23 protein-coding genes are annotated in these 23400 nt (G+C 61.0%); 5 read left to right on the forward strand and 18 right to left on the reverse strand.

What is annotated here, in order from left to right:
• Positions 1-2: 2 nt before the first annotated feature.
• The 3 genes from gmhB to glyQ are packed head-to-tail and all read right to left on the reverse strand — an operon-like array spanning position 3 to position 3631.
• Complete coding sequence (gmhB, locus tag ACNA0I_RS15115) at positions 3-539, reverse strand: D-glycero-beta-D-manno-heptose 1,7-bisphosphate 7-phosphatase (RefSeq protein WP_415806834.1); 537 nt, start codon at positions 537-539, stop codon at positions 3-5.
• Positions 536-2722: a glycine--tRNA ligase subunit beta gene (gene glyS / locus ACNA0I_RS15120; protein WP_415806835.1), complete on the reverse strand. Its 2187-nt coding sequence runs from the start codon at positions 2720-2722 to the stop codon at positions 536-538. The genes gmhB and glyS overlap by 4 nt, the downstream gene beginning before the upstream one ends.
• Positions 2723-3631, reverse strand: a complete 909-nt coding sequence (gene glyQ / locus ACNA0I_RS15125; protein ID WP_094823146.1) for a glycine--tRNA ligase subunit alpha — start codon at positions 3629-3631, stop codon at positions 2723-2725. It abuts the gene before it with no gap.
• A 361-nt stretch (positions 3632-3992) separates the two neighbouring features.
• On the opposite strand from glyQ, the gene ACNA0I_RS15130 reads away from it, so the two are divergent.
• On the forward strand, positions 3993-4760 hold the full coding sequence (locus ACNA0I_RS15130; RefSeq protein ID WP_415806836.1) for a crotonase/enoyl-CoA hydratase family protein: 768 nt from the start codon (positions 3993-3995) through the stop codon (positions 4758-4760).
• Positions 4761-4855: 95 nt separating this feature from the next.
• Positions 4856-6379, forward strand: a complete 1524-nt coding sequence (locus tag ACNA0I_RS15135; protein ID WP_415806837.1) for a fumarate hydratase — start codon at positions 4856-4858, stop codon at positions 6377-6379.
• Positions 6380-6611: 232 nt separating this feature from the next.
• Here the strand turns inward: ACNA0I_RS15135 and ACNA0I_RS15140 are convergent, their stop codons facing one another.
• Positions 6612-7511 carry a LysR substrate-binding domain-containing protein gene (locus ACNA0I_RS15140; RefSeq protein WP_415806838.1) on the reverse strand — a complete coding sequence of 300 codons (900 nt, stop codon included), beginning with the start codon at positions 7509-7511 and terminating at the stop codon, positions 6612-6614.
• Positions 7512-7756: 245 nt separating this feature from the next.
• Between ACNA0I_RS15140 and ACNA0I_RS15145 the strand changes: the two genes are divergently transcribed.
• Complete coding sequence (locus tag ACNA0I_RS15145) at positions 7757-8920, forward strand: MFS transporter (RefSeq protein WP_415806839.1); 1164 nt, start codon at positions 7757-7759, stop codon at positions 8918-8920.
• A gap of 51 nt (positions 8921-8971) precedes the next feature.
• Positions 8972-9775, forward strand: coding sequence for a 2,5-didehydrogluconate reductase DkgB (dkgB, locus tag ACNA0I_RS15150; protein ID WP_415806840.1), 804 nt, complete (start codon positions 8972-8974; stop codon positions 9773-9775).
• A 47-nt stretch (positions 9776-9822) separates the two neighbouring features.
• Here the strand turns inward: dkgB and ACNA0I_RS15155 are convergent, their stop codons facing one another.
• The 5 genes from ACNA0I_RS15155 to phnD all read right to left on the reverse strand — a co-directional run bounded on the left by ACNA0I_RS15155 (position 9823) and on the right by phnD (position 13764).
• Positions 9823-10224: a hypothetical protein gene (locus ACNA0I_RS15155; RefSeq protein WP_415806841.1), complete on the reverse strand. Its 402-nt coding sequence runs from the start codon at positions 10222-10224 to the stop codon at positions 9823-9825.
• Positions 10225-10228: 4 nt separating this feature from the next.
• The gene (phnE, locus tag ACNA0I_RS15160) at positions 10229-11032 is read right to left on the reverse strand and encodes a phosphonate ABC transporter, permease protein PhnE (protein WP_415806842.1); all 804 of its coding nucleotides are present in this window, start codon (positions 11030-11032) and stop codon (positions 10229-10231) included.
• Positions 11029-11823 (reverse strand): phosphonate ABC transporter, permease protein PhnE, encoded by a 795-nt coding sequence (gene phnE / locus ACNA0I_RS15165; RefSeq protein WP_415806843.1) that lies wholly within the window; start codon positions 11821-11823, stop codon positions 11029-11031. Before phnE (ACNA0I_RS15165) ends, phnE (ACNA0I_RS15160) begins: the two co-directional genes overlap by 4 nt.
• Positions 11820-12716: a phosphonate ABC transporter ATP-binding protein gene (gene phnC, locus ACNA0I_RS15170; protein ID WP_415806883.1), complete on the reverse strand. Its 897-nt coding sequence runs from the start codon at positions 12714-12716 to the stop codon at positions 11820-11822. Before phnC ends, phnE (ACNA0I_RS15165) begins: the two co-directional genes overlap by 4 nt.
• A gap of 76 nt (positions 12717-12792) precedes the next feature.
• Positions 12793-13764: a phosphate/phosphite/phosphonate ABC transporter substrate-binding protein gene (gene phnD, locus ACNA0I_RS15175; RefSeq protein ID WP_415806844.1), complete on the reverse strand. Its 972-nt coding sequence runs from the start codon at positions 13762-13764 to the stop codon at positions 12793-12795.
• 255 nt (positions 13765-14019) lie between these two features.
• On the opposite strand from phnD, the gene ACNA0I_RS15180 reads away from it, so the two are divergent.
• Positions 14020-14466, forward strand: coding sequence for an SRPBCC family protein (locus ACNA0I_RS15180; protein WP_415806845.1), 447 nt, complete (start codon positions 14020-14022; stop codon positions 14464-14466).
• A 15-nt stretch (positions 14467-14481) separates the two neighbouring features.
• Here ACNA0I_RS15180 and ACNA0I_RS15185 read toward each other — a convergent pair whose 3' ends face one another.
• The 9 genes from ACNA0I_RS15185 to ACNA0I_RS15225 all read right to left on the reverse strand — a co-directional run bounded on the left by ACNA0I_RS15185 (position 14482) and on the right by ACNA0I_RS15225 (position 23397).
• On the reverse strand, positions 14482-14937 hold the full coding sequence (locus ACNA0I_RS15185; RefSeq protein ID WP_415806846.1) for a MaoC/PaaZ C-terminal domain-containing protein: 456 nt from the start codon (positions 14935-14937) through the stop codon (positions 14482-14484).
• 61 nt (positions 14938-14998) lie between these two features.
• Positions 14999-16627: an AMP-binding protein gene (locus ACNA0I_RS15190; protein WP_415806847.1), complete on the reverse strand. Its 1629-nt coding sequence runs from the start codon at positions 16625-16627 to the stop codon at positions 14999-15001.
• Complete coding sequence (locus ACNA0I_RS15195; protein WP_415806848.1) at positions 16627-17346, reverse strand: ABC transporter ATP-binding protein; 720 nt, start codon at positions 17344-17346, stop codon at positions 16627-16629. Before ACNA0I_RS15195 ends, ACNA0I_RS15190 begins: the two co-directional genes overlap by 1 nt.
• A complete protein-coding gene (locus ACNA0I_RS15200; protein WP_415806849.1) occupies positions 17343-18128 on the reverse strand; it encodes an ABC transporter ATP-binding protein in 786 nt (261 codons plus the stop codon). The genes ACNA0I_RS15195 and ACNA0I_RS15200 overlap by 4 nt, the downstream gene beginning before the upstream one ends.
• Positions 18125-19009 carry a branched-chain amino acid ABC transporter permease gene (locus ACNA0I_RS15205; RefSeq protein ID WP_415806850.1) on the reverse strand — a complete coding sequence of 295 codons (885 nt, stop codon included), beginning with the start codon at positions 19007-19009 and terminating at the stop codon, positions 18125-18127. The genes ACNA0I_RS15200 and ACNA0I_RS15205 overlap by 4 nt, the downstream gene beginning before the upstream one ends.
• Before the next feature lie 48 nt (positions 19010-19057).
• Complete coding sequence (locus tag ACNA0I_RS15210; protein WP_415806851.1) at positions 19058-19930, reverse strand: branched-chain amino acid ABC transporter permease; 873 nt, start codon at positions 19928-19930, stop codon at positions 19058-19060.
• A gap of 28 nt (positions 19931-19958) precedes the next feature.
• Positions 19959-21080 (reverse strand): ABC transporter substrate-binding protein, encoded by a 1122-nt coding sequence (locus ACNA0I_RS15215; protein ID WP_415806852.1) that lies wholly within the window; start codon positions 21078-21080, stop codon positions 19959-19961.
• Between the two features lie 227 nt (positions 21081-21307).
• Positions 21308-22504, reverse strand: a complete 1197-nt coding sequence (locus ACNA0I_RS15220; RefSeq protein WP_415806854.1) for a CaiB/BaiF CoA transferase family protein — start codon at positions 22502-22504, stop codon at positions 21308-21310.
• A 32-nt stretch (positions 22505-22536) separates the two neighbouring features.
• Positions 22537-23397 carry a MaoC/PaaZ C-terminal domain-containing protein gene (locus tag ACNA0I_RS15225; protein WP_415806855.1) on the reverse strand — a complete coding sequence of 287 codons (861 nt, stop codon included), beginning with the start codon at positions 23395-23397 and terminating at the stop codon, positions 22537-22539.
• Between the last annotated feature and the right edge of the window lie 3 nt (positions 23398-23400).

The following is a 23400-nucleotide window of genomic DNA, read 5'->3' on the forward strand; positions in this document are numbered from 1 at the left end:
GCTCAAGCTTCCTGCAACAAGGCGTCGGCCACCGCCGCGAGATCGGCGGCGATGCGTGTGCCGGGGGGCAATTTGCCTTGTTGTGTCTTGGGGCCGTTGCCGGTCAGCACCAGCCACGGGGTGCATCCCGCAGCCGAGGCTGCCTGCAAATCGCGCAGCGAGTCGCCCACTGCGGGAACGCCGGTCAGATCGGCGTCGTAGCGGCGCGCAATGTCGTGGTACATGCCGGGCAGAGGCTTGCGGCATGAGCAACCGTCTTGCGGCCCGTGCGGGCAGAGGAAAATGGAATCGACCAGCCCGCCTGCCTGGGCGACCTCGCGGTACAGCTTGGCATGGATGGCATTGAGCGTGGGGGTATCGAACAAGCCGCGCGCCAGACCTGATTGATTGGTGGCCACCGTGACGGTATAGCCGGCCTGAGACAGGCGGGCGATCGCCGCCAGGCTGCCCGGCAAGGCGATCCATTCATCGGGGTTTTTGATAAAGGCGTCACTGTCCTGATTGATGACGCCATCGCGGTCGAGAATGATCAGCTTCACTGTGCCAGCCTGGAAATGTCAGCGACTTGGTTCATCAGGCCGTGCAGTTGCGACAGCAAGGCCAAGCGGTTGGCGCGTACGGCAGGGTCTTCTGCCATGACCATGACATCGGCAAAGAACGCGTCGACGGGTTGGCGGGCTTGGGCGAGCGTGCTCAGGCTGCCTGCGAAATCGCCGGCTTGCAATTGGGCCTCGGCCTGCGGACGCAGTGTTGCCACGGATGCTGCCAGGGCTTGCTCCGCAGGCTCGGTCAGACGGGCCGTATCCACTGCGCCTATCTCGCCTTCGGCCTTTTTGAGCAGGTTGCCGATACGCTTGTTGGCGGCAGCCAGACTCGCTGCCTCGGGCAGTTGGCCAAATGCGGTGACGGCACGGACGCGGGCGGCGACCTGGTGCAGGGGCGGCGCCAGGGCGATGACGGCATCGACCGCGTTGCGGTCAAATTCGCCTGCCAGCTGGTTGCGATAGCGTTCGTAGATGAACGTACGGACTTCCGCCAGGGTGTCGGCCGGGATCTTGCCTGCCGGGAAGGTGTCCGCGGCCAGGGTCAGCAGGCTGTTCAGCGACAGCGGGCCATCGGCGCTGGCGGCCAGCCAATTGCCCGCGGCCAACTGTTCAAAGGCGCTGATCACGCCGAGTGCGGCACGGCGCAGGCCGAACGGATCGCGCTCGCCGGTCGGCGCCAGGCCGATGCCCCAGATACCGATCAGCGTCTCGGCGCGCTCGGCGATAAACAGGATCGCGGCGGTGATGCTATCGGCGTTAACAGGAGCATCCAGGCGAATGCGATATTGGTCGCGCAGCGCCTGGACGACCGATGCAGGCTCGCCATCGCCAGCGGCATAGTAAGCCCCCATGACGCCCTGCAGCTCGGGGAACTCGCCCACCATATTGGTGCCCAGGTCGGCTTTGGCCAGCAAGGCGGCGCGGTCTGCGGCCGAGACATCGCTGCCGAGCTGCTTGGCGACGCCTCGGGCAATCGCGCGCACGCGCTCGACGCGCTCGAGCTGTGTACCCAGTTTATTGTGATAAACGATGCTGCCCAATTGCTCGACACGCGAAGCCAACGGCGTTTTGCGATCGGTGTCAAAGAAGAACTGTGCGTCGGCCAGGCGGGGGCGCACCACGCGTTGGTTACCTTCGACGATGTTGACAGGGTTGTCCGTGTGCATGTTGCTGACGATCAGGAAACGATGCGTCAGTTTGCCGGTGGCCGGGTCGAACAGCGGGAAGTATTTCTGATTGAGCCGCATGGTCAGGATCAGGCATTCCTGGGGGACTTGCAGGAATTGCTCGTCAAACTGGCCCTCGTACACGGTGGGATGCTCGACCAGGGCGGTGACTTCATCCAGCAGCGCGGCGACTTCGGGGTCGTTGCCCAGGATCCCTTGATTGCCTTGAGCCGAACTCGAATCCGATGGCGTTTCCAGCACGGCGGCCAGGCGTTTTGCATGGTCCTGCAATTGCTGAGCAATGTCGGCGCGGCGGCTTTCGAACGAGGCGATCACGCGGCCCTGTTCGGCCAGAGTGTTCTCGTATGCATCGGCCTCAGCGATCTCTATCGGCCCATTGGCCATGAAGCGGTGGCCCAGGGTGCTGCGGCCGGCAGTCAGGCCCAATGCGGAGATCGGCACGATGTCCGCGCCATGCAGGGCGATCAGGCTGTGCGCAGGCCGCACGAATTTTACGGTCGTGACGCCATCGGCCAACTGGTAGCGCATGACTTTCGGGATAGGCAGGCTGTCGATCGCGGCTTGCAGCCCCTCTTGCAAGCCGTCGGCGAGCTTGGCGCCCGGGGCGGTGCCGCGTGCAACCAGATAGTCTTGTTTACCGTCGGATTCGCGGGCCAGCGTGGCCGGATCGATGTTTTCCAGGCCTTTTGCGGCCAGTTTTTTCGCCAGCGCGGGGGTGGGCTTGCCGTCGGCATCCAGGCCGATTTTTACAGGCATCAGCTTTTCGGCGTAGTCCTGATCAGGCGCTTGTTCGAGTACCTGCGACAGGCGCACGGCCAAACGGCGCGGTGTGGAGAACGCGGTGGTCTGGTTGCCGGCGGCGAGCAGGCCATGCTTGTCCAGCGTGGCGCGTATGCCTTCGGCAAAAGCCTGGCCGAGTTTTTGCAGGGCCTTGGGCGGGAGTTCTTCGGTCAGCAGTTCGACCAGCAGGGGACGGATATGGGTGGTCATTTACGCGGCCTCCTCGGTGCGGCGGCCAGCCAGCATGGGAAAGCCCAGTCGTTCACGGGAATCGTAATAGGCCTGCGCGACGGCGCGCGACAGGTTGCGGATGCGGCCGATATAGGCGGCGCGCTCGGTGACGCTGATGGCGCCACGCGCATCCAGCATGTTGAAGGTATGCGCGGCCTTGAGCGCGGCCTCGTAGGCCGGCAGGGCCAGCGGCACGTCCATCAGGCGCTTGGCCTCGGCTTCGTAGTCGTTGAAATGCGCAAACAGCATGTCCGCCGACGAGTGCTCGAAGTTGTAGGTGGACTGTTCGACTTCATTCTGATGGAACACGTCGCGATACAGCACGCGGTTACCGTTCGCACCCTCGGTCCAGACCAGGTCGTAGACGCTCTCAACGCCCTGCAGATACATGGCCAGACGTTCCAGGCCGTAGGTGATTTCACCGGTGGTGGGCGTGCAGTCCAGACCGCCGACCTGCTGGAAATAGGTAAATTGGGTGACTTCCATACCGTTGAGCCAGACTTCCCAGCCCAGGCCCCAGGCGCCGAGCGTGGGGTTTTCCCAGTCGTCTTCGACGAAACGGATATCGTGCTGCGTGGGGTCGATGCCCAGCGCTTTCAGCGAGCCGATGTACAGATCCAGGATCTCGGGCGGCGCGGGTTTCAGGACGACCTGATATTGGTAATAGTGTTGCAGGCGGTTGGGGTTTTCGCCGTAACGGCCGTCCTTGGGACGGCGCGAGGGTTGCACATAGGCGGCGCGCCAGGGCTCCGGACCGATGGCACGCAGGAATGTGGCCGTATGCGAGGTGCCCGCGCCGACCTCCATGTCGTACGGTTGCAGCAGCGCGCAGCCCTGCTTGTCCCAGTAGTCCTGGAGCGTGAGAATGATTTGCTGAAAGGTGAGCATAAGATTCTTGGAATTCGGGTCGCCGGGCGGCCTGGCTGCGGGAGCAGTCCGGCCCCGCAGGCGGGAAAGTCGGCCATTTTAACTGGCCTGGGCGTTCGCTGGGTGGACAGCCGGCGACGCCGCATATATCCGGGCAAAGCGCCGCCTTTTTGGCTGACGGTTGCCAGGGAATGGGAAGCGGGGCCGTACTTGGCTCCAAATCCGAGGCCATTTCGGTTGCCGGCCTTAGCAACGTCATCCGTGACTGTCCGGGATGGACAGTCTGGGGCGAAGGCAAGCTCGCGCCGATGGTCGTATGATTCGGTATCTCCGTAAGTCTTATAGATAACCGCGGGCCGAACGTCCGCCCTGGGAGCATTGCATGTCTGAATTGATCAAGGTCGAGGTCATCGACGGTATCCAGATCATTACCGTCAACCGTCCCGAGGCCAAGAACGCCATCAATCTGGAGACCGCACAGGCCATGGCCGCGGCGCTAGACGAGCTGGATAGCCGTGATGATGTGCGCATTGGTATCCTGACCGGCGCGGGCGGGACATTTTCCTCGGGCATGGACCTGAAGGCTTTTGCGCAGAGCGGCCAGCGGCCCTATGTCGAAGGCCGCGGTTTTGCCGGCCTGAACGAGCGCCCGCCGCGCAAACCCTTGATCGCTGCCGTCGAAGGCTATGCCCTGGCCGGTGGGTGTGAAATGGCATTGGCATCGGACCTGATCGTCGCCGCGAATAACGCCAAGTTCGGCCTGCCCGAGGTCAAGCGTGGCCTGGTGGCTGGCGCAGGCGGCTTGCTGCGTTTGCCGCGCCGTCTGCCGTATCACATCGCCATGGAATTCATTTTGACCGGCGAGATGCTGAGCGCCGAGCGCGCGCATGGTTATGGCCTGGTCAATCGCCTGACCGAACCGGGCAAGGCGCTCGAGGGCGCACTGGAGCTGGCCCGTGTCATCGTCGAAAACGGCCCGTTGGCCGTGCAGACCGCCAAGAGCATCGTGGCCCAGGGCACGGATTGGGATCAAGAAGGCATGTTTGACCGCCAGCGCCCGCTGATCGCCCATATTTTCACCTCGGCCGACGCCAAAGAGGGTGCCACTGCCTTCGCCGAAAAACGCAAGCCCGTGTGGCAAGGCAAATAGGCCGGCGTGTCGAGGCCTAAAATAAGCTGTTGATTATCGTGCGGCCCGCCAGTCGGGCCGCTTGTTCCATTTTCGTTGCTTTCGCTTAAATCGCCATGTCTACTCTGATCAAAGAAGAAGACTTCATACAGTCTATTGCTGATGGGATTCAGTTCATCAGCTATTACCATCCCGTTGACTATATCCGCCATCTGGCCCGCGCCTACGAGCGCGAGGAAAGCCCGGCTGCACGTGACGCCATGGCTCAGATCCTGACCAACTCGCGCATGTGCGCCGAGGGCAAGCGCCCGCTGTGCCAGGACACGGGTATCGTCAATGTGTTCCTGAAAGTAGGCATGAACGTGCGTTTCGAGACGCAACGTACGCTGCAGGAACTGTGCGACGAAGGCGTGCGTCAGGGTTACACCAATCCCGACAATCCGTTGCGTGCCTCGGTCTTGGACGATCCGATCTTTGCGCGTAAAAACACCCGCGACAACACGCCCTGTATTCTGCACGTCGAGCTTGTCCCGGGTGACAAGGTCGACGTGCAAATCGCCTCGAAGGGCGGTGGCTCCGAGAACAAATCCAAATTCGTCATGTTGAACCCCAGCGACTCGCTAGTGGATTGGGTGCTCAAGACGGTGCCGACGATGGGCGCAGGCTGGTGCCCGCCCGGCATGTTGGGCATCGGCGTCGGCGGCACGGCCGAGAAAGCCATGTTGATGGCCAAGCAGTCGCTGATGGAAGACATCGACATGTACGAACTGCTGGCGCGCGGCCCGCAGAACAAGCTCGAAGAGCTGCGTATCGAACTCTACGAAAAGGTCAACGCGCTGGGCATCGGTGCACAAGGCCTGGGCGGCCTGACCACGGTGTTGGACGTCAAGATCAATACGTTCCCGACGCACGCGGCCTCCAAGCCCGTTGCGATGATTCCGAACTGTGCGGCCACGCGTCACGCTCACTTTGAGCTGGACGGCTCTGGCCCGGCTCGCCTGGATCCGCCGTCCTTGTCGGAATGGCCCGAGGTCCACTGGGCGCCGGATTACAACAAGTCCAAGCAAGTGAACCTGGACACCTTGACGCCGGCCGAGGTCGCGAGCTGGAAACCCGGCCAGACCCTGTTGCTGTCGGGCAAGATGCTGACCGGCCGCGATGCCGCGCACAAGCGGATTCAGGACATGCTGGCCAAGGGCGAGCCGCTGCCGGTGGATTTCACCAACCGCGTCATCTACTACGTGGGCCCGGTCGATCCGGTGCGCGACGAGGTGGTTGGCCCGGCAGGCCCCACTACGGCGACCCGCATGGACAAGTTCACCGAGATGATGCTGGCCCAGACCGGCTTGATTTCGATGATTGGCAAGTCCGAGCGTGGCCCCGTCGCGATCGAAGCCATTCGTAAGCACAAATCTGCCTATTTGATGGCTGTCGGCGGCGCCGCCTATCTGGTGTCGAAGGCAATTCGCGAGGCGCGCGTGCTGGCCTTTGAAGACCTGGGCATGGAAGCCATCTACGAGTTCGACGTGAAAGACATGCCGGTCACGGTGGCGGTCGATTCCGAGGGCACGTCGGTGCACACCACCGGTCCGAAGGAATGGCAGGCCCGCATCGGCAAGATTCCGGTCGCGGTCGCGTAAAGCATTTGCCAGCAAGCCCCAGGGTAAAAACTACTCCCACGCTGCGCCTTTGGGTCGCTGCCCCGAGGAGGCTTTTTACCTTGGGACGGCCCGGCGATAACAAATGCCCCTTCGGTGGATTGTCAATCGAGGGGGCAGTCCCGGGGCGTTTTCTGCCGTGCCTGTCTGCCCTACGTGCCAGACAGGCACGTGACGCTGCGGCTATCGAATACGCCGCGGCGCCCGCGCGCGCTCAGACGTAAGCGCGTTTGCCCAGTGCCTCGATCACATAGTCTACGAAGCACGTGATCCGTGCGGCCACCGTGGTGTTGCGATAGTAGACCGCGTTGATCGGTTGGCGCACCTCGAGCGTATGCTTGGATAGTACTTGCACCAGATCGCCTTTGCGGCGGTCCTCGCCCGACATGAAATTCGACAGGCAGACGATGCCCAGCCCCTCCAAGGCCATGCGTCGCAGCGTTTCCCCGCTGGAAGACGCGATCGTGGGTTTGATGTGTATGGTGTCGCCGTCGGCGTCGCGTAACGGCCAGTCATTCAGGATTTCGGGTTGGGTGAAGCCCAGCAGTGCGTGGCGTGCGAGTTGCCCCGGCTCGGTGGGCGTCCCGTAACGTTTGAGATAAGCAGGGCTGGCGAGCAGCCTCAGATGGCTGGTGCCGACCAAGCGCGCATGCAGGGTGGAGTCTTTGAGGGTGCCAATACGAAACGCCACGTCTGTGCGTTTTTCGATCAAATCAATAAAGCCTTCGTTTGAGGTCAGCTCCAGCTCCACCTCGGGGTAGCGCTCACGAAAGCCTGCGATCAGCGGCACGAGCACATGCAGCATAAAAGGGGTGGCCGCGTCGACCCGCAGCCGGCCGGCTGGGCGCATGCGCCGGGCGGCCATTTGTTCTTCGGCCTCGTCCACCGACGCCAGAATGGCACGGGCATGTTGCAGGAATGCCGTGCCTTCCTCCGTCAGCTCCAGCCGCCGGGTAGTCCGCCGCAGCAGGGTGGTTTGCAGCTTTTCTTCCAGGCGGCCCAGCGTGCGGCTGGTGGCCGAGATCGTCAGCCCGAGCGCCTCGGATGCCGCGGTGATCGTGCCTGTGTCCACCACCGCCACAAAAGCCTGCAATTCGTCGAGTGTGGTTTTCATTGTTGATATTAAATCAAATATATTTGACCGATACCAGGCTTAATCTGCAAATATTAAACCGGCATACTGCTGCACATCGAGAGAGCGAAGGCACAACACCGTGAGACCTCCTCGCGGGCACTACGTCTTCACCCAATTTCACCCTATTGATTCAAGGAACGGCCGCGGTGAGGGTTTCCTTCCAAATAGGAAGAGGATCTCCTCAGTCGCGAACCGGCTCGTTGCACATTATTTTCGGAGCAAAGATGAAGTCTTCTGCTGCATTGCTCGCATTGGCTACTGGCGCATTCGCCATTGGCACCACCGAGTTCTCCCCCATGGGCCTGTTGCCGGTCATCGCCGACGGCGTGCAGGTCAGTATTCCTACGGCCGGCATGTTGGTGTCGGCCTATGCCGTGGGCGTGATGATCGGCGCGCCGATCATGACCCTGCTGTTCAGCCGTTTTGGCAAGCGTGCGGCGTTGATGTCGCTGATGCTCATTTTCACCATCGGCAATCTGCTGTCGGCGTTTGCGCCGGACTATACGACGTTGTTGTTGTCGCGTCTGATCACGAGCCTGAACCACGGCGCTTTCTTTGGACTCGGCGCTGTGGTGGCGGCGAGCGTCGTGCCTAGAGAGAAACAGGCCAGCGCCATTGCAGCCATGTTCATGGGCCTGACGTTGGCCAATATCGGCGGCGTGCCGGCAGCGACCTGGATCGGGCAGCAAGTCGGCTGGCGCATGTCTTTCGCCGGCACGGCCGTGTTGGGCCTGATCACCATTGCCGCGTTGTGGGTGGCATTGCCTAAAGGCGAGCCGGGCAAGCGCCCCGAAGTGCGCCGCGAACTGAAGGTGCTGACGCGCCCCGAGGTGTTGCTGGCCATGAGCACGACCGTGTTGGGCGCGGGCGCCATGTTCACGCTGTACACCTATGTTGCCCCGGTGTTGGCCGATATCACCCATGCCAGCCCTGGATTCGTGGCTTTTGCTCTGGTGTTGATTGGCGTAGGCTTTACAGTTGGCAATACGCTGGGCGGCCGGCTGGCTGACTGGTCGCTCGACGGCGCGACGAAGCTGATCCTCGCGACGCTGGCGATTGTCATGGCCATACTGCCGTGGTTGATGACGACGCATGTGGGTACGGCGATCGGTTTGGTAGTGTGGGGCGCGGCCGCCTTCGGCATCGTGCCGCCGGTGCAGATGCGCGTGATGCAGGCAGCTGCCCAGGCGCCGGGCCTGGCCTCGTCGGTGAACATCGGCGCCTTTAACTTGGGGAACGCGGTCGGCGCGGCGTTGGGCGGTGTTGTCATCAGCCAAGGGCTGGGTTATGCCGCAGTGCCGTTGGCGGGTGCCGCGTTGGCGGCAGGCGGCCTGGGGCTGGTCTGGCTGAGTGGCGCAAGCCGCCGCCGTATGGCTGAGTGCGCGTGAGCAAGCGCGAACGGTCGCCTTATTGCGTCTAATTTGAATCGGAGATTTCTCATGAGTATTCCTTCTTTTGGTGTCGGCACCTTTCGCCTGACCGGCCAGACCGTGATTGATTCGGTCCGCAATGCACTCGATGTAGGCTATCGCGCGATCGACACCGCGCAGATCTATGGCAATGAAGCCGAAGTCGGCCAAGCTATTGCCGACAGCGGTATCAAGCGCGCCGATTTGTTCGTGACCACGAAGATCTGGACCGACAACTACGCCAGATCCAAGCTCGTGCCCAGTCTGCGCGAAAGCCTGGAAAAACTGCGTACTGATCATGTGGATCTGACCTTGATCCACTGGCCCGCGCCGGGCAATGGCATCGCGCTGTCTGAATACATGGAGGCCCTTGCCGAGGCCAAATCGCAGGGACTGACCCGCCAGATCGGTATCTCGAACTTCAATATCGAGTTGACCAAGCAGGCCATTGATGTGGTCGGCAAGGGCGAGATCGCGACCAACCAGATTGAGTTGAGCCCCTATCTGCAGAACCACAAGCTGACGGCTTTTCTGAAGGAGCAGGGCATCACTGTGACGTCATACATGACGCTGGCCTACGGCAAGGTGCTAAAGGATCCGGTGCTGGCAAAGATCGCGGACAAGCATCGGGCGACCGTGGCGCAAGTCGCGTTGGCCTGGGCCTTGCAACTGGGTTATGCCGTGATCCCGTCCTCGACCAAGCGTGAAAACCTGGCCAGCAATCTGCTCGCACGTGATCTGAAGCTGGACGCCGACGACATGGCGCAGATCGCCGCATTGGAGCGTAATGGCCGCGAAGTCAGCCCTGAGGGTCTGGCGCCGGTGTGGGATTGATCGCAGCGCTCCGCCGACCAGGCGCGGCCGCAGAGGTGCGCGGCCGCTCAAGTGAACAGGCGTTGTTTACGCTTGCGCGGTTTCGGTTCCACGCCGAAACGCGGATCGCGCGCCAGGGCCAGCGCTGCCAGCTTTTCTGCGGTCGATTCAAACTCGGGATCGTCTTGCGGCACATATAGCCATTTGCCCAGGACAGTATGCGGGCGCAATGCTGGCATATCCTGCATGAGCCCTGCATGCTGTTCCTGCGACGTGCAGACCAGCAGGCCGTCCCAGGGGTCTCCTTTGTCGGCAACGACGAGATACAACCTGCCATCCAGGTAGGCCGCCTGACAGCCGAACATCTGCCGCCGCATATAGCCCGCGTCGCGCTCGAGTGTGTCGAACAGCCAGAGCAGGGAGTTCTGGTTGCGGTCACGGTGAATGGGGTTGAAGAGGGATTCGGTCATCCCTTCAGATTAACGCTTCTCGCACCTTTCGCGATACCCATTCGGCCAGGAATACCGTGCCGAGTATGGCTGCGAAAATGACGGTGACCTGCGGCCAGGCCAGCGTGTCTACGGACGCAGCCAGGGGCAAACCGATGCCGCCGGCGCCGACGATGCCGAGCACGGTGGATTCGCGGATGTTGATGTCCCAGCGATAGACGGTGGTGCTCACCAGTGAGGGCAGGACCTGAGGGACGACACCGTAGACGAGAACTTGCGGTGAGGTTGCACCCGTGGCCGTGATGGCCTCGACCTGGCGGACGTCGATTTCTTCGATGGCTTCATACAGGAGTTTGCCGATGAAGCCCACGGAGCGCAGGGCGATGGCAATGATGCCGGCCAATACACCCGGGCCGACGACGGTGACCAGCAGCATTGCCCAGATCAGTGAGTTGATTGACCGCGAGGCGACGATGATAGTCAAGGCCAGCGGGCGCAGCAGGGCGCGGCTGGGTGTCGTATTGCGCGCGGCGGCGAATGCGATCGGTACTGCGATCAAGGTGCCGATTGCTGTGCCCAGCGTGGCAATATTCAGCGTATCCCACAAGGGCTGCAGCAGTTGCGGCAGATAGCTCCAGCGTGGCGGCCACATGCGCGAAACCATATCCCAGCCCGCTACCGGCGCGTCCCAGGCAAAGTCCCAGATCGTGTTGTCCGATACCTGTTTCCAACTGACGACGAAAACCAACGCGCCGATCATCCAGGCCAGCCACGACCAGCGTTGCTGTGCGGGCGTGTGGCGGTGCCACGCAATGCCATGCGTGCTCACAGGAATCTCCTGCGCACATGACCCGATGCATATTCGCACAGCATCACGATGGCGATGATGAGCAGCAGGATAGCGGCGGCGGTTTCGAATTCATAACGGTCGAACGAGGTGTTCAGCGTCGCGCCGATGCCGCCCGCGCCGACGATGCCGATGATGGCGGCTTCGCGGAAATTGATGTCCAGACGATAGATGGACAGGCCGATCAGACGCGGCATGACTTGTGGTTGCACGGCGTAGACGATCCATTGCGGCCATGCGGCACCGGTGGCGCGGATGGCCTCGAGTTGCGAGCGGTCGGCGGTTTCGATTTCTTCGGCGAGCAGTTTGCCTAAAAAACCCATCGAGGCGATAGTCAATGTCAGCATGCCCGCCAACGGACCAAATCCGAACATTTTCACCAGCAAAATGGCGATGATCAATTCAGGAAAGGCGCGTGAAATCGCGATGAATCCGCGGCATACGGCGTAAACCGGCGTGGGACTGATATTGCGCGCTGCGCCCAGGCCGATCGGGATACTGAGCAAGACGCCCAGCGCCGTTGACGTCATGGTCATGGCGAGACTTTCGATCAGGCCTTCGCTGATCTCGCGCCATCGACTGACAAAGTCAGGGTGTGCAAAGGCAGCGATAAAGCGCCAGCCGCGTGTCAGCCCTTCGGCGACGCGGCTCCAATCGACAGAGACAGAATTCAGCGCGGTGATGAGATACACCCCCGCGACTATCCACAGCAGGATGCGAACACGACCAGAGCGAATGAATGGCGGCTTGCGCCATGCGGTTGCGGTGCTCATGCCGTAGCCCGCGCGGTATGCAGAGTATCGTTGCTTGATGCGGGTGAGGCCGTGTCAGCTGGCGTTGCCGTGATGCTCAGCGATGGCATGCCTGCCAGTGCCTCACGGGCATCGCTTGCAGGGTCGGCATCATGCTCATGGCCCGCATCGTGCCAGTCTTCCATGCCGTAGATATCGGTCAATACCTGAGGCACGAGGCCGGCAGGCTGTCCGTCATAGACGAGGCGTCCCTTGCGCAATCCGACGATGCGATCCGCGAATTGGGTGGCCAGTGCCACGTCGTGGATATTGATGATGGCGGACAGGCCTCGTTCACGGCATATCTCGCACAATAGCCGCATGATTTGACGCGAGGTCTTGGGGTCGAGGCTGGCGGTGGGCTCATCCACCAGCAACAGCAGCGGATCCTGCATCAGCGCGCGTGCGATCCCGACACGTTGCCGTTGACCGCCTGACAATGCGTCGGCACGCTTGTTTTCAAAGCCGGTGAGCCCTACACGGTCCAGTAGATAAAACGCCTGCTCCAGATCAGCCTGCGGATAGCGGCGCGCCCAACTGCGCCAGAATCCGGTGTAACCCAACCGGCCTGACAATACGTTTTCCATGACGGTCAGCCGTTCGACCAACGCGTACTCTTGGAAAATCATGCCCAGTTGGCGACGCGTACGCCGCAGTTCGCGTGCGGATTGTGTGGGCAGGCTGCGGCCGTCCAGGCGCACGTCGCCGCCCGACGGCTCTACCAGACGGTTGATGCAGCGGATCAGCGTGCTTTTGCCTGCCCCGGATGGGCCGATCAGTGCCACGACCTGTCCGCGGGGGACGGTGAGGTCTACGTGATCCAGCGCCAGATCGCCAGTGGGATAGCGTTTGACTAGTCCTTGCAGCTCGAGCATAGGCGCATCGGTGTCGGCATGGCCGCGCATCATCTAAAGCCCCGCATAACGCTGACTCTCATTGCACAACGCTCGCTCACTGGCACGTGTACGAGACGTTCATGGCTTTGTCGATCTCGCGCACGACTGCCCAGTGCTCTTTGTACGTAATGGGAATAAAGGCCTCTTGAGCGGGTTCGGCCTTGCCGAATTCCTTCAGGAGAGCAGTGCCTTCCCAGTTGAACGTCGTGAACGATTCGCGGACTTTCTCGGCCAGTTCGGGCTTGAGGTTATAGACATAGCCGTAGCCTGTGGTGGGGAACGACTGCGATTTGTAGATGCTGCGGATCTTGGTCTTGTCCACGGCGTTGCGCACGATCATGCGGTTCATCACCGAGTTTGCCACCGCTGCTGCGTCGTAATCTTTGTTGGCAACGCCGATGACCGAGTTGTCATGTTTGCCCGAGAAGGCGGGCTTGTAATCCTTGTCCGCCTGCATGTGGTAAGTACTGGCCAGCAGGGCGGAAGGGGCTTTGTATCCCGAATTCGATGTCTGCGAGGTGAAGGCGATCGTCTTGCCTTTCAGGTCCTCGATTTTCTGCACGCTGCTATCCGCGGGTACGATGATTTCCATCTCGTAGCCATAGGCGCCTTGCTTGTCCGCCATCATGGTGAACGGCACAAAACCCGCGCAATTCACGGCCAGCGGATTGCTGCCCGTGTTAAAGCCCGCGACGTGCAGGCGGCCGGCGCGCATGGCTTCGAGTTGGGCGGCATTGGACTGCACGGGGAAGAATTGGACCTTTTTGCCTGTGGTCTTTTCCATGTGGCGCAGGAACTCATCCCAGACGCTGCGATAGACCTCCGGGTCTTCGACGGGGGTATAGGCGAAAATCAGCGTCGAGGGATCCACCCATTCTTTGGGGTTGGTGGGAGCATCGGCCACCATGTCGCCGTTGGCGTCGCAGAATTTCTTGTCGAGCTCACCGTGTGGACATTCGGCGGCGGTGGCAGAGGTGGCGGCGGCCCAGGCCAAACCGATCAACGTGACGCTCAGTAGTTTTTTCATGATCCCGGGTGATCCATTTTTGAATAGTTCACCGGATTGTGGGGCGGTTTCGTGACACGTCTGTGACGATTCAGTTATTTGTCAGGCTGGCGCTCATGCTGCATGACCCGACCCGCATCCATAGCCGGGTCAGGGTTTTCTCTAGTCTGATCGTTGTCGATTTGCTGGCAGTTGATTCGTCGTAGGAGTACATCCCCCGTTTTTGAACCGCCGCCACAGGCACGGCGGGGGCGTTAACCCTAAGGAGTTCTCATCATGACAACCGGAACCGTTCGTCTACACCGTGTCCTGCGTGCGACGCCCGAGCGCGTCTATCGAGCCTTTCTCGAGCCTGATGCTGCTGCAAAATGGCTGCCCCCCTACGGATATACCTGCGAGGTGCATCACCTGGATGCCCGGGTCGGTGGCACTCACAAGATGTCTTTCCGTAATTTCGGCACGGGCAAGAGCGAGTCGTTCGGCGGCGAATATCTGGAGTTGGTGCCCTTCGAGAAGATTCGCTATACGGATAGTTTTGATAACGCCGATTTGCCCGGCGAAATGACCGTTACGGTTTCACTGAAGCAGGTCATGTGCGGGACCGAATTGAGTATCGTGCAGGAGGGAATCCCCGAAATGATTCCCGCCGAAATGTGCTACCTGGGATGGCAGGAGTCGTTGTTGCAGCTGGCAAAGCTGGTTGAGGCCAACGTCACGGAATGAGCACCCGTCGGGCTTTCAGCTTTTCTTCTTGAGGACCAGCACCTCGCTGCTGCCATCCTGTACGGTTTCGCCATTCTGGTTGACCAGCCGCAGACGCCGGTCAATCGCGCCCACGCGTGTGCTGGTGCCGGGATTGACCGCCAGGATGTCCAGCACCAGATGCAGCGTGTCGCCGACAAAGATCGGCTTGACGAATTTCCATTCGCGCAGCGACAGCATTGCAACGACCGAGCGGTGAAAGATACCCAGCTCATGCATCATGCCGGTCGCGATGGCAATGCCCAGCGTACCGTGTATCAATCGTTGGCCATAGCGCGTGCCTGCTGCATAGACGGCATCGGCATGGATGGGGTTCCAGTCGCCGGATATCATGGAAAACATGGTCAGGTCGGCTTCGGTCAGTGTGCGGCCGCCGCTTTCGAATGTCTGGCCTGGTTGGAAGTCTTCGAAATATAAAGAAGCGTCATGCATTGGTTTTGCCTCAAAGGGATTCGTCAAAGAAATCATTCCTGGGCCGGTCGGAAAGGCTCGGTCAATGTGTCTCCTGGTGCAGCCGCTCTTCTGCCATTTGCCGTAGTTTCGCTCGTTGAATCTTGAAACCGTTGGCGCTGGCTGCCGTGGGAAAGGCTTCAACCAACCATAATCGCGCGGGGATTTTGAAAGGCGCCAGGGAGGTGCGCAGGGCGGCGAGCAAGCCCTCTGCCGTGACCTCCGGCGCCGCGATCACAAAGGCGGCTGCGCGGGGCTGGCCATCCAGGGCGATGCCGACGACTTGCGCGTTGCGCACACCCGGCTGCTGGGCTAACGCGTGTTCGATTTCCGCAGGATCAACCAGATAGCCGCCGAGCCGCAGCGTATCGCCCATGCGTGCGAGATAAACAAAACTGCCGTCCGGGCGCAGGTAGCCCAGATCTCCGGTGCGAAAGTATCCGTCGGCCGTCATGGCCTGGGCGGTCGCCTCCGGATTGTCCAGATAGCCCAGGAAATTACCGGGCGCACGGATTTCTATTTCACCGGACTCACCTAGCGGGCATAAGTCGCCGGTATCTGGGTCACGAATGCGCAGATGAGCAGCCTGGCCTGCGGCTGGCCGGCCGCCGCCCAAGGCCCGTTCCTCGACCGGCAAGCCGGCATCTTGCAGGGAAAACAGCGCCTGCACTTCGCTGGAGCCATATAACCCTCGCAACGGAAAACCCCGCTGCTGCAAGGCCTCTACGAGCGCGGCAGCCCCCGGGCTGAAAGAGGCGAACCCGAATACCCGGGCATGGGGAAAGGGCCGCGTCTGCACGGTTTCGTCGGCAATACGCCGCAGCATCTCGTCGCTGCCGAACAAATGCGTGATGCGTTCGTCCCGCAGGTACTGTGCAGCCCGCGGCGCATCGAACAAGTCCATCATGATGACGGGCGCACCCGCTCGTAGCGCTGCCAACGCACCGTTCAGGCCGAACACGCCGCACAGCGGCAATACAGCCAGCAATCGCGTGCCTGCGTCGTGAAAACCGTAGGCATCGGCTACGCAGGTGCTGTGTGCATAGAGCGTTGCGGCGCTATGCATCACCAGTTTGGGACCTTTGGTGGTACCCGATGTGGTGAACAGGATCACCGGATGTGATGCTTGATGTAATCCGTCCGCGATATCTGGCGTTTGCGGAAAACGAGCTGGCGTATCGGGTGAAAACGCCACGGTGCGCCGGCCCAGCACCGTATCCGGTGTGTCCGTGGGAGCATCGAGCAACGCAATACATTCGAGATCAGGCAGTGCATCGGGTGCGATACCGGCCAGGACCTCGGGAAAATCAATTTTGCGAAAAGACGGCTGCATCAGCAGCATGCGCGCTTTGGATCGCGTCAGAATGTACTCGAGTTCGCTGCTGCGATAGCGCGTGTTGATGGCGACCAATGTGGCGTCCAACCGGGCCAGACCGAATAACAGCGCCAGCCATTCCCGGCGGTTGATCAGCCATACGGCTACGCAATCGCCAGCCTGGATACCCTGTGCCCTCAGCCACTGCGCAGTGCGCTGGCATAACGCATCGAATTCGCGATAGGTCAGAGAGCCCGCTTCATCGATCAGCGCAATGTCGTCGGGGTGTGACTGCAAATGCGGAATATACAAATCGGCCAGGCGTGCAGACGCTGGCATGGCAGCAGCGGCAGACATCAATACAGTTCCATCAGGCTGGCATTGTCGGAAAAATCGGCGGGCACGCCAGCGCGGATCAAGGCGCCCGATTTCATCACGATGACGCGATCGGCGATCTTCAAGGCCTCGCGGACATTCTGTTCAACGATCAGGATGGCCATGCCGCGTTGCTGCTGCAGCGCGCGAATCGGACCCATCAAGTCTTGAAACAGCTTGGGCGCCAATCCAATCGAGGGCTCGTCCAACAACAGGCAGCGTGGTTGGCTGAGCAGGGCGCGGCCTAACGACACCATCTGTTGCTGGCCGCCTGAGAGCGTGCCGGCGCGCTGGCTGTAGAACTTGCGCAAAGCGGGCAGGACTTGCATGACCCAGTCCAGCCGTGCCGTGTGCTCGGCCTTCGGAACGCCAGCGGACCAGAGCCCCAATCTCATGGTTTCGGCGACGCTCAGCCCCGGGAAAATGCCTCGCCCTTCGGGCACCATGGAAATGCCCGCATCTGTCAGGCGGCGTGCGTCGGGTCTGTGCATGGGCTTCCCGTCCAACAGCACCTGGCCGTCTTCCGGGTCCAGCAGGCCGAATAGCGTCTTGAGCAACGTGGATTTACCCGCGCCGTTATGTCCGATCAGGCAGAGCACTTCGTTGGCGTGCAGATGCACATCGATGCCCTCGAGGACGGGGCGCTCGCCATAGCCTGCGCGCAAGCCGCGGGTTTCCAGGATCGGGGGGGAGGCACTCATGCTCGCTCTCCGAAGTAAATGGCGGCCAACGCGGGATCCTGCAGAATGGCTGCCGGATCGCCGCACGCCAGCAATTTGCCCTGATCCAGAAACGCCAGCTGATCAGAGAGCTGCGTCACCAGATCCAGATTGTGTTCGATGATGCAAATGGTGATGCCGCGCGTGGCATAGTCGCGCAGCAAGGCGACGAAACGGTCAAAAGAGCGTGGGTCCAGGCCTGAGGCCGGTTCGTCCAGCAGCCAGAGTGATGCGCCACTGGCCATCAGGCGAGCCAGGCTCAGGAATTTCCGTTCGGCATACGCCAGGTCTGCCGCGCGTTCGTGTCGCTGGTTCCAGAGTCCGGCCTCGTTCAAAATGGATTCAATCCGCTGGGGATCTGTGCGGCGTTGCCACAACCAGCTGCCGCGTTCGGTGACGGTCGTGACGTTCTCCATCACGCTCATGTGGGTAAAGAGCCGCAAGTCCTGAAATGTACGGCCGACGCCGAGGCGGGCAATCTGCCACGGTGCCAGCTTGCTCAGCGGCTTGCCGTGCAGATAGACCGTCCCGGCGCTCGGCGTCAAATGGCCCGTGATCATGTTGAATAGCGTGGTCTTTCCTGCGCCATTAGGGCCGACCAGCGTCGTGATGAGTCCGGCAGGCAGGTCCATCGATACATCGGTGATGGCTTGCAGGCCGCCGAATCGTTTGGACAGTCCCTGCAGTTGCAGCAGCGCAGGAGGGGCCGCAGTGCTCATCGCAGGTGTGGGCGAGGGCGTTGTCGCAGACATGGTGGCATTCATGCTTGGCCTCCTTTGCGACGCCCGCCCACCAACCCGCCTGGGCGATACATCATCAACAACACCATGATTGCCCCATACACGATTTGTTGTATCGTGCCCAGCTCCGCAGGCGGCAGGAAGGGCAGATACGTCAACGCCGCAGGCAGCACCATCAATAGCGCCGTACCAATGATGGGGCCAAACACGGTGCCTGTGCCGCCGATGATGACCATGGCCATCAACAGGATCGACGTTTCCAGCATGAATCCTTCGACATTGACGAAACTCATGTAGAACGCGTAGATCACGCCGGCGACGGCGGCCAATCCGGCAGAGACGGCGACAGAAAGCGTCTTGATGGCGGCGACCCATTTGCCCGCCGCTTGCGCTGCGGACTCGCTATCGCGGATGGCCATCAAACTGCGGCCAAAGCTGCCGCGCAACAGGGCGGTGGTGATCAGTAAAACGGCGATCAACCCCGCGATGGCCAAGGCCAAAAACTCGGCAGGGGTGCTCAGCGCGTGGCCGAAAATCGTGGGCGGAGGAATACCCACCAGTCCTCCCAATCCGCCGGTGACGCCTTTCCATTCCGAGAAAACAGTCACGCCTATGACTTGCAAGCCCAATGATGCAGCAACAAAATATTCCCCCCGCACACGTAGCGCCGGCAGGGCCAGCACCATGGACAGCACGGCCGACACCAGTACGGCGGCGACGGTGCACAGCAACAGCGAATCGCTGAAGTGCATCGCCACATTCGCTGCGGTATAAGCGCCTACCCCGAAAAAAATCGCATGCGCCAAGGAAAAAATGCCGGCATAACCCATGATGAAGTTGAGTGTGACTGCCAACATGGCATTCACGCAGAAGAGCACGGCAATGTTTTGCAGATAAGCCAGCATGGATGCCCCGTTGAATGAATCGTCAGACCATGATTACGCGTGCCACTGTCACGACGTCACTGCGCGCCCGAATACGCCGCCGGGGCGGAACAGGATGAAAAGGAACAGCACGACAAAGGTGACCGCCTCGCTCCACTGCGGATCGATCCAGGCGAGCGACAGGTTCTCGGCCATGCCTAGCAACAACCCGGCCACGGCTGCACCACGCAGGCTGCCGACGCCGCCCACAATGGTGGCTGCGATGCTGATCAGCATGATGTGATGTCCCATCGAGGGATTCAGGCCCGTCGTCGTCGCCGTCAGGATCGCCGCCGGCACGGCCAGTAATGAGCCGATCAGGAACACGTATTGCGACAGCCGCCGCGGCGTCAATCCATAGACGCGTACCAGAGCTGAGTTTTCGCCTAAAGCCCGCAGCGCCAGGCCAAGATTGGTGCGAGTCAGCAGCCACTGCAGCAGGCCGAAGGCGACGATGGCGCATAGCACGGCGACCCCTGCCATCGGGGCGACATACAACCCCGGCAGCCATTCCACGCTCTTGCTCAATGGCGTGGGCACAGTCACCAGGCCGCGGCCGAACCCGATGGTGATCAGATTCTGCGCCACGATCGCAATGCCGAACGAGGCGACGAACACGGTAAAGAAAGCACCCTCGTGCCGCTGGATGACGGCGTAGATATAACGGTCCACCAACACGCCGAACAAGGCCGCCGCCAGGCCAGCGGCCACGGCAGCCAACGGCCACATCCAGCCCAGCACCGTATAGCACTCGTAAAAAATAAAGCCTGCCAACGTGAACGTGGCGCCATGGGCAACGTGAAAGACGCGGGTCGTGCCGAAAATCAGCGAAAACCCGGCCGCGATCAGGGCATACAGGGCACCCGTCTGTATCCCGTTGATGAAGAGCTGGACAAACAACATACGATAGCCACCTCTCTATGGGACGGGATCAGGGCGCGGCGTCAGCGATGGGCTTGGTGCCGTTCTCGCCGATCTCGTTGATCTGGATGGGAGCCTTGATGGTGCCGTTGTCCGCGAACGAGACGGTGGCGCCCACGAAATCAAAAGAGGGCGTCGCCTTGCGCTGCGCCAACAGATTTTCCCCAGTGATGGGTTTGCCGGCCTTTTCCAGCGCTGCGGCCAGCACGGCAAAGGTGCGCACGGCGTTGTAGTAGTTCAGGACATACATGTTGGGGGCTTTGCCGTATTGCTTTTTATAGTCGTCCAGCATGCGGCGCGTGATGTCGTCGGATTTCTCCCAGTCCACCTTCTGGCTGGTGAAAATCGCGCCTTTGGCTTCGGGCAGCGACAGGGTCGAGGGAATGGCGAATGCGGAATAGCTGACCAGTTGCTGCGTGACGCCGTTATCGCGCAGTTGCTTGACGATCTGCCCTTGCTGGCTGCCGTACGAGGCGATATACACCGCATCGGGTTTGACATCCCGCACGCGTGCAGCGATCCCCGAAAACTGCTGCGAGGTGGCTGGCACCGAGAAACTGCCTGCCAGCTCGCCTCCGGCTTTGCCGAGTTCCGTGTTCAATTCTTTAACCACGGATTGGCCCAATGGATCGTCGACATAGACCAGGGCGATGCGCTTGAACTGACGTTCTTTGACGAGATACGGCACGATGGCACGCACCTCGAAGTTCGCCAGAGGAATCGTGTTCCAGAAATAGTCGCCCAGGTCGGCCAAGTCCGGACCAACACCGCCGCCATTGACCATCACCGTTTTGCTGCGAGTGCCAACGGGGGCAATGGCCTTGGACACGCCGGTGAACGCGCTCAGCACGAAAGGTACTTTGGCGACGTTGACCAGTTTGTTCATGCCGATGACGCCTTGCATGGGCAGCGCCTGGCTGTCTTCGTACACGATGGAAAGCTTGCCGGACAGCATCTTGGACGCATTGATGTGTTCAACGGCCAGGTTGGCGCCCGAGCTGAATATCTGTCCATATTCGGCATTGCTGCCGCTCATGGGCAGCAGGCCTCCGATCGTCAGATCGGCCGCGGTGGCCAGCGATGTCAGGGACAAGCCTTGGCACAGGGCCAAACCGGCAAGCAGCTTTTTCATGCGTTGTCTCCCACGATAGATGTCGTGATTTTTTTGCCTCAAAGCCGCCTGCAGGCCGTATGTTGCTTTGGAAAGCAGCAAGCCAAGATGCGGTGTCAGGATTTATTGTGTGCCGCAACATCATCAAGCTGGTTCGCGGCTCGAAAAATGCTAGCTATTCTGGATCGGCGGCACTATTCGGATTTGCTTAACTGCGGGTTTTCCCCGGCATTGCATCGTCAATGCGATCAAGCCGTTCTGCCGAGAATCTCCTGCAAAATTTCCTGCGTATGCTGACCCAGCATGGGCGGAGCATTGCGATACACCACGGGTGACGCGGAAAACCGCAGCGGGCTGGCGGTCACAGGCGCCGTGCCGCCCAAGGGGTGCGGCAGTTCTCGACGCAGTTGACGTGCCTGGACCTGCGGATGTGCAAAAGTTTGCGCGATGTTGTTGATGGGGCCGCAAGGCACGCCCGCAGCCTCCAGTTTGCTGATCCATTCGTCGCGCGGACCTTGTTTCATGATGTCGCTCAAAAGGGCGACCAAGACATCCCGATTGGTGACTCTCAAGCGATTCGTCGCAAAGCGCGGATCGTCCCCGAGTTCGGGCGCGCCGATGGCTTTGCAATAGGCACGGTATTGCGATTCGTTGCCGGTTGCGACGATCAGGTGGCCATCGCTGGCGGCGAACACCTGATAAGGCACGACATTCTGGTGGGCATTGCCCGCGCGCGTTGGCGCATTGCCCGACGTGAAATAGTTGGAGTTCTGGTTCGCCAGCATGGCCACGTGGCAATCCAGCAGCGCAATGTCCAGATGTTGTCCCAAGCCGCTGCGGTGCCGTTCTTGAATGGCCGCCAAAATGGCCACCGTGGCGTACATCCCCGTGATGATGTCTGTGACAGCCACACCGGCTTTCTGAGGGCCGCCGCCGGGCAGGTCATCGCGTTCACCGGTGATGCTCATCAAGCCGCCCAGCCCCTGGATCATGAAATCATAGCCGGGCAATGTGGCGCAGGGGCCGTCCTGACCGAAACCGGTGACCGAGCAATAGATCAGGCGTGGATTCAAGGCATTCAGGCTGTCGTAGTCCAGGCCGTATTTGCGCAAGCCCCCGACCTTGAAATTTTCAACCAGAATGTCGCAATGGGTGACGAGTTCCCGAACGAGAGCCGCGCCTTCGGGGCTGGCGATATCGGCCTCCAGCGAGCGTTTGTTGCGATTGGTGCTCAGATAGTAGGCCGCCTCGGAGGTGTCCTGGCCCTGGCCGTCTTTCAGGTAGGGCGGGCCCCAATGGCGCGTGTCGTCGCCGGTAGCGGGACGCTCGACCTTGATCACATCTGCGCCCAGATCTGCGAGGTTCTGAGTGCACCAGGGACCGGCCAGGATACGGCTGAGGTCGAGTACGCGAATGCCTTCCAGAGGCGGGGGACGATGCTGCATGACGATAAGAACCCTGTTGCGGCAAGCCGCGTTTATTGAGAAAGCGTGGCAGTGCCATGGCTCATCACCACGACATCACGGTCGATGGCGCGCATGCTGAATTGCAGCGCATTGCCCGCGTCCTGCCAGATGTCGCACTGCAAGGTTTCGCCCGGGAAGACGGGGGACGAGAATCGTGCGTTCAGACCGGTCAAACGCGACGCGTCGTAGTCGCAGCAGCTTTTGATGATGGCGTGTGCCGCCATGCCGTAGGTGCACAGGCCGTGCAGAATAGGCTGCGGGTAACCGGCCTTGCTGGCGACTGCAGGGTCGGCATGTAGCGGATTGCGGTCTGCATTCAGCCGGTAGAGCAGGGCTGCGTTGGGGGCTACCGATAGCTGGCACGACAGGTCCGCTGCACGTGCCGGCGCGGCAGGCAAAGGCGGCAGGGCCTCGTCGCCCTGTCCAAAACCGCCATCGCCACGGCAGAAGGTGATCTGCTGCAAGGTTGCCAAATGCAGGCCTTGATCATCATGCAGCGTGCGTTCTGTGACCACCAGCGCACCTTTGTCGGCGCCTTTGTCGATGACGTGCGTGACGCGGCTCTTGCCGATCACGGTGCCGCTGGCGGGCAATGGTGCATGCAATTGCAGACGCTGTTCGCCGTGTACCAGCCGGACCCAATCGATCCCGGCGCGCGGATCATTCATCCAGAAACCTGGATGACCCAGCACGGTGGCCAATGTGGGGATGGTTTGCAGATCCTGTTCGTAGACATAGCGCAACTGCGCAGCGTCCATGGGGTCTGCCCCCAGGCCGATGCCCAGGGCGTACAGAATCGTGTCCTTGTCCTCGTAACGGTGGTGGATGTCGGCGAATTCCCAGTTCTTGATGGTCTGATAATCTAAGGGCATGGC

The organism is Bordetella muralis, from assembly GCF_965139205.1.
Classification (GTDB): domain Bacteria; phylum Pseudomonadota; class Gammaproteobacteria; order Burkholderiales; family Burkholderiaceae_B; genus Bordetella_A; species Bordetella_A muralis.

Bases quoted from the DNA above. Each gene is read 5' to 3' on its own strand.
- glyS (WP_415806835.1), bottom strand. From the start codon at position 2,722: ATGACCACCCATATCCGTCCCCTGCTGGTCGAACTGCTGACCGAAGAA.
- glyQ (WP_094823146.1), bottom strand. From the start codon at position 3,631: ATGCTCACCTTTCAGCAAATCATTCTCACGCTCCAGGACTACTGGGAC.
- ACNA0I_RS15130 (WP_415806836.1), top strand. From the start codon at position 3,993: ATGTCTGAATTGATCAAGGTCGAGGTCATCGACGGTATCCAGATCATT.
- ACNA0I_RS15135 (WP_415806837.1), top strand. From the start codon at position 4,856: ATGTCTACTCTGATCAAAGAAGAAGACTTCATACAGTCTATTGCTGAT.
- ACNA0I_RS15140 (WP_415806838.1), bottom strand. From the start codon at position 7,511: ATGAAAACCACACTCGACGAATTGCAGGCTTTTGTGGCGGTGGTGGAC.
- ACNA0I_RS15145 (WP_415806839.1), top strand. From the start codon at position 7,757: ATGAAGTCTTCTGCTGCATTGCTCGCATTGGCTACTGGCGCATTCGCC.
- dkgB (WP_415806840.1), top strand. From the start codon at position 8,972: ATGAGTATTCCTTCTTTTGGTGTCGGCACCTTTCGCCTGACCGGCCAG.
- ACNA0I_RS15155 (WP_415806841.1), bottom strand. From the start codon at position 10,224: ATGACCGAATCCCTCTTCAACCCCATTCACCGTGACCGCAACCAGAAC.
- phnE (WP_415806843.1), bottom strand. From the start codon at position 11,823: ATGAGCACCGCAACCGCATGGCGCAAGCCGCCATTCATTCGCTCTGGT.
- phnC (WP_415806883.1), bottom strand. From the start codon at position 12,716: ATGCTCGAGCTGCAAGGACTAGTCAAACGCTATCCCACTGGCGATCTG.
- phnD (WP_415806844.1), bottom strand. From the start codon at position 13,764: ATGAAAAAACTACTGAGCGTCACGTTGATCGGTTTGGCCTGGGCCGCC.
- ACNA0I_RS15180 (WP_415806845.1), top strand. From the start codon at position 14,020: ATGACAACCGGAACCGTTCGTCTACACCGTGTCCTGCGTGCGACGCCC.
- ACNA0I_RS15185 (WP_415806846.1), bottom strand. From the start codon at position 14,937: ATGCATGACGCTTCTTTATATTTCGAAGACTTCCAACCAGGCCAGACA.
- ACNA0I_RS15190 (WP_415806847.1), bottom strand. From the start codon at position 16,627: ATGTCTGCCGCTGCTGCCATGCCAGCGTCTGCACGCCTGGCCGATTTG.
- ACNA0I_RS15195 (WP_415806848.1), bottom strand. From the start codon at position 17,346: ATGAGTGCCTCCCCCCCGATCCTGGAAACCCGCGGCTTGCGCGCAGGC.
- ACNA0I_RS15200 (WP_415806849.1), bottom strand. From the start codon at position 18,128: ATGAATGCCACCATGTCTGCGACAACGCCCTCGCCCACACCTGCGATG.
- ACNA0I_RS15205 (WP_415806850.1), bottom strand. From the start codon at position 19,009: ATGCTGGCTTATCTGCAAAACATTGCCGTGCTCTTCTGCGTGAATGCC.
- ACNA0I_RS15210 (WP_415806851.1), bottom strand. From the start codon at position 19,930: ATGTTGTTTGTCCAGCTCTTCATCAACGGGATACAGACGGGTGCCCTG.
- ACNA0I_RS15215 (WP_415806852.1), bottom strand. From the start codon at position 21,080: ATGAAAAAGCTGCTTGCCGGTTTGGCCCTGTGCCAAGGCTTGTCCCTG.
- ACNA0I_RS15220 (WP_415806854.1), bottom strand. From the start codon at position 22,504: ATGCAGCATCGTCCCCCGCCTCTGGAAGGCATTCGCGTACTCGACCTC.
- ACNA0I_RS15225 (WP_415806855.1), bottom strand. From the start codon at position 23,397: ATGCCCTTAGATTATCAGACCATCAAGAACTGGGAATTCGCCGACATC.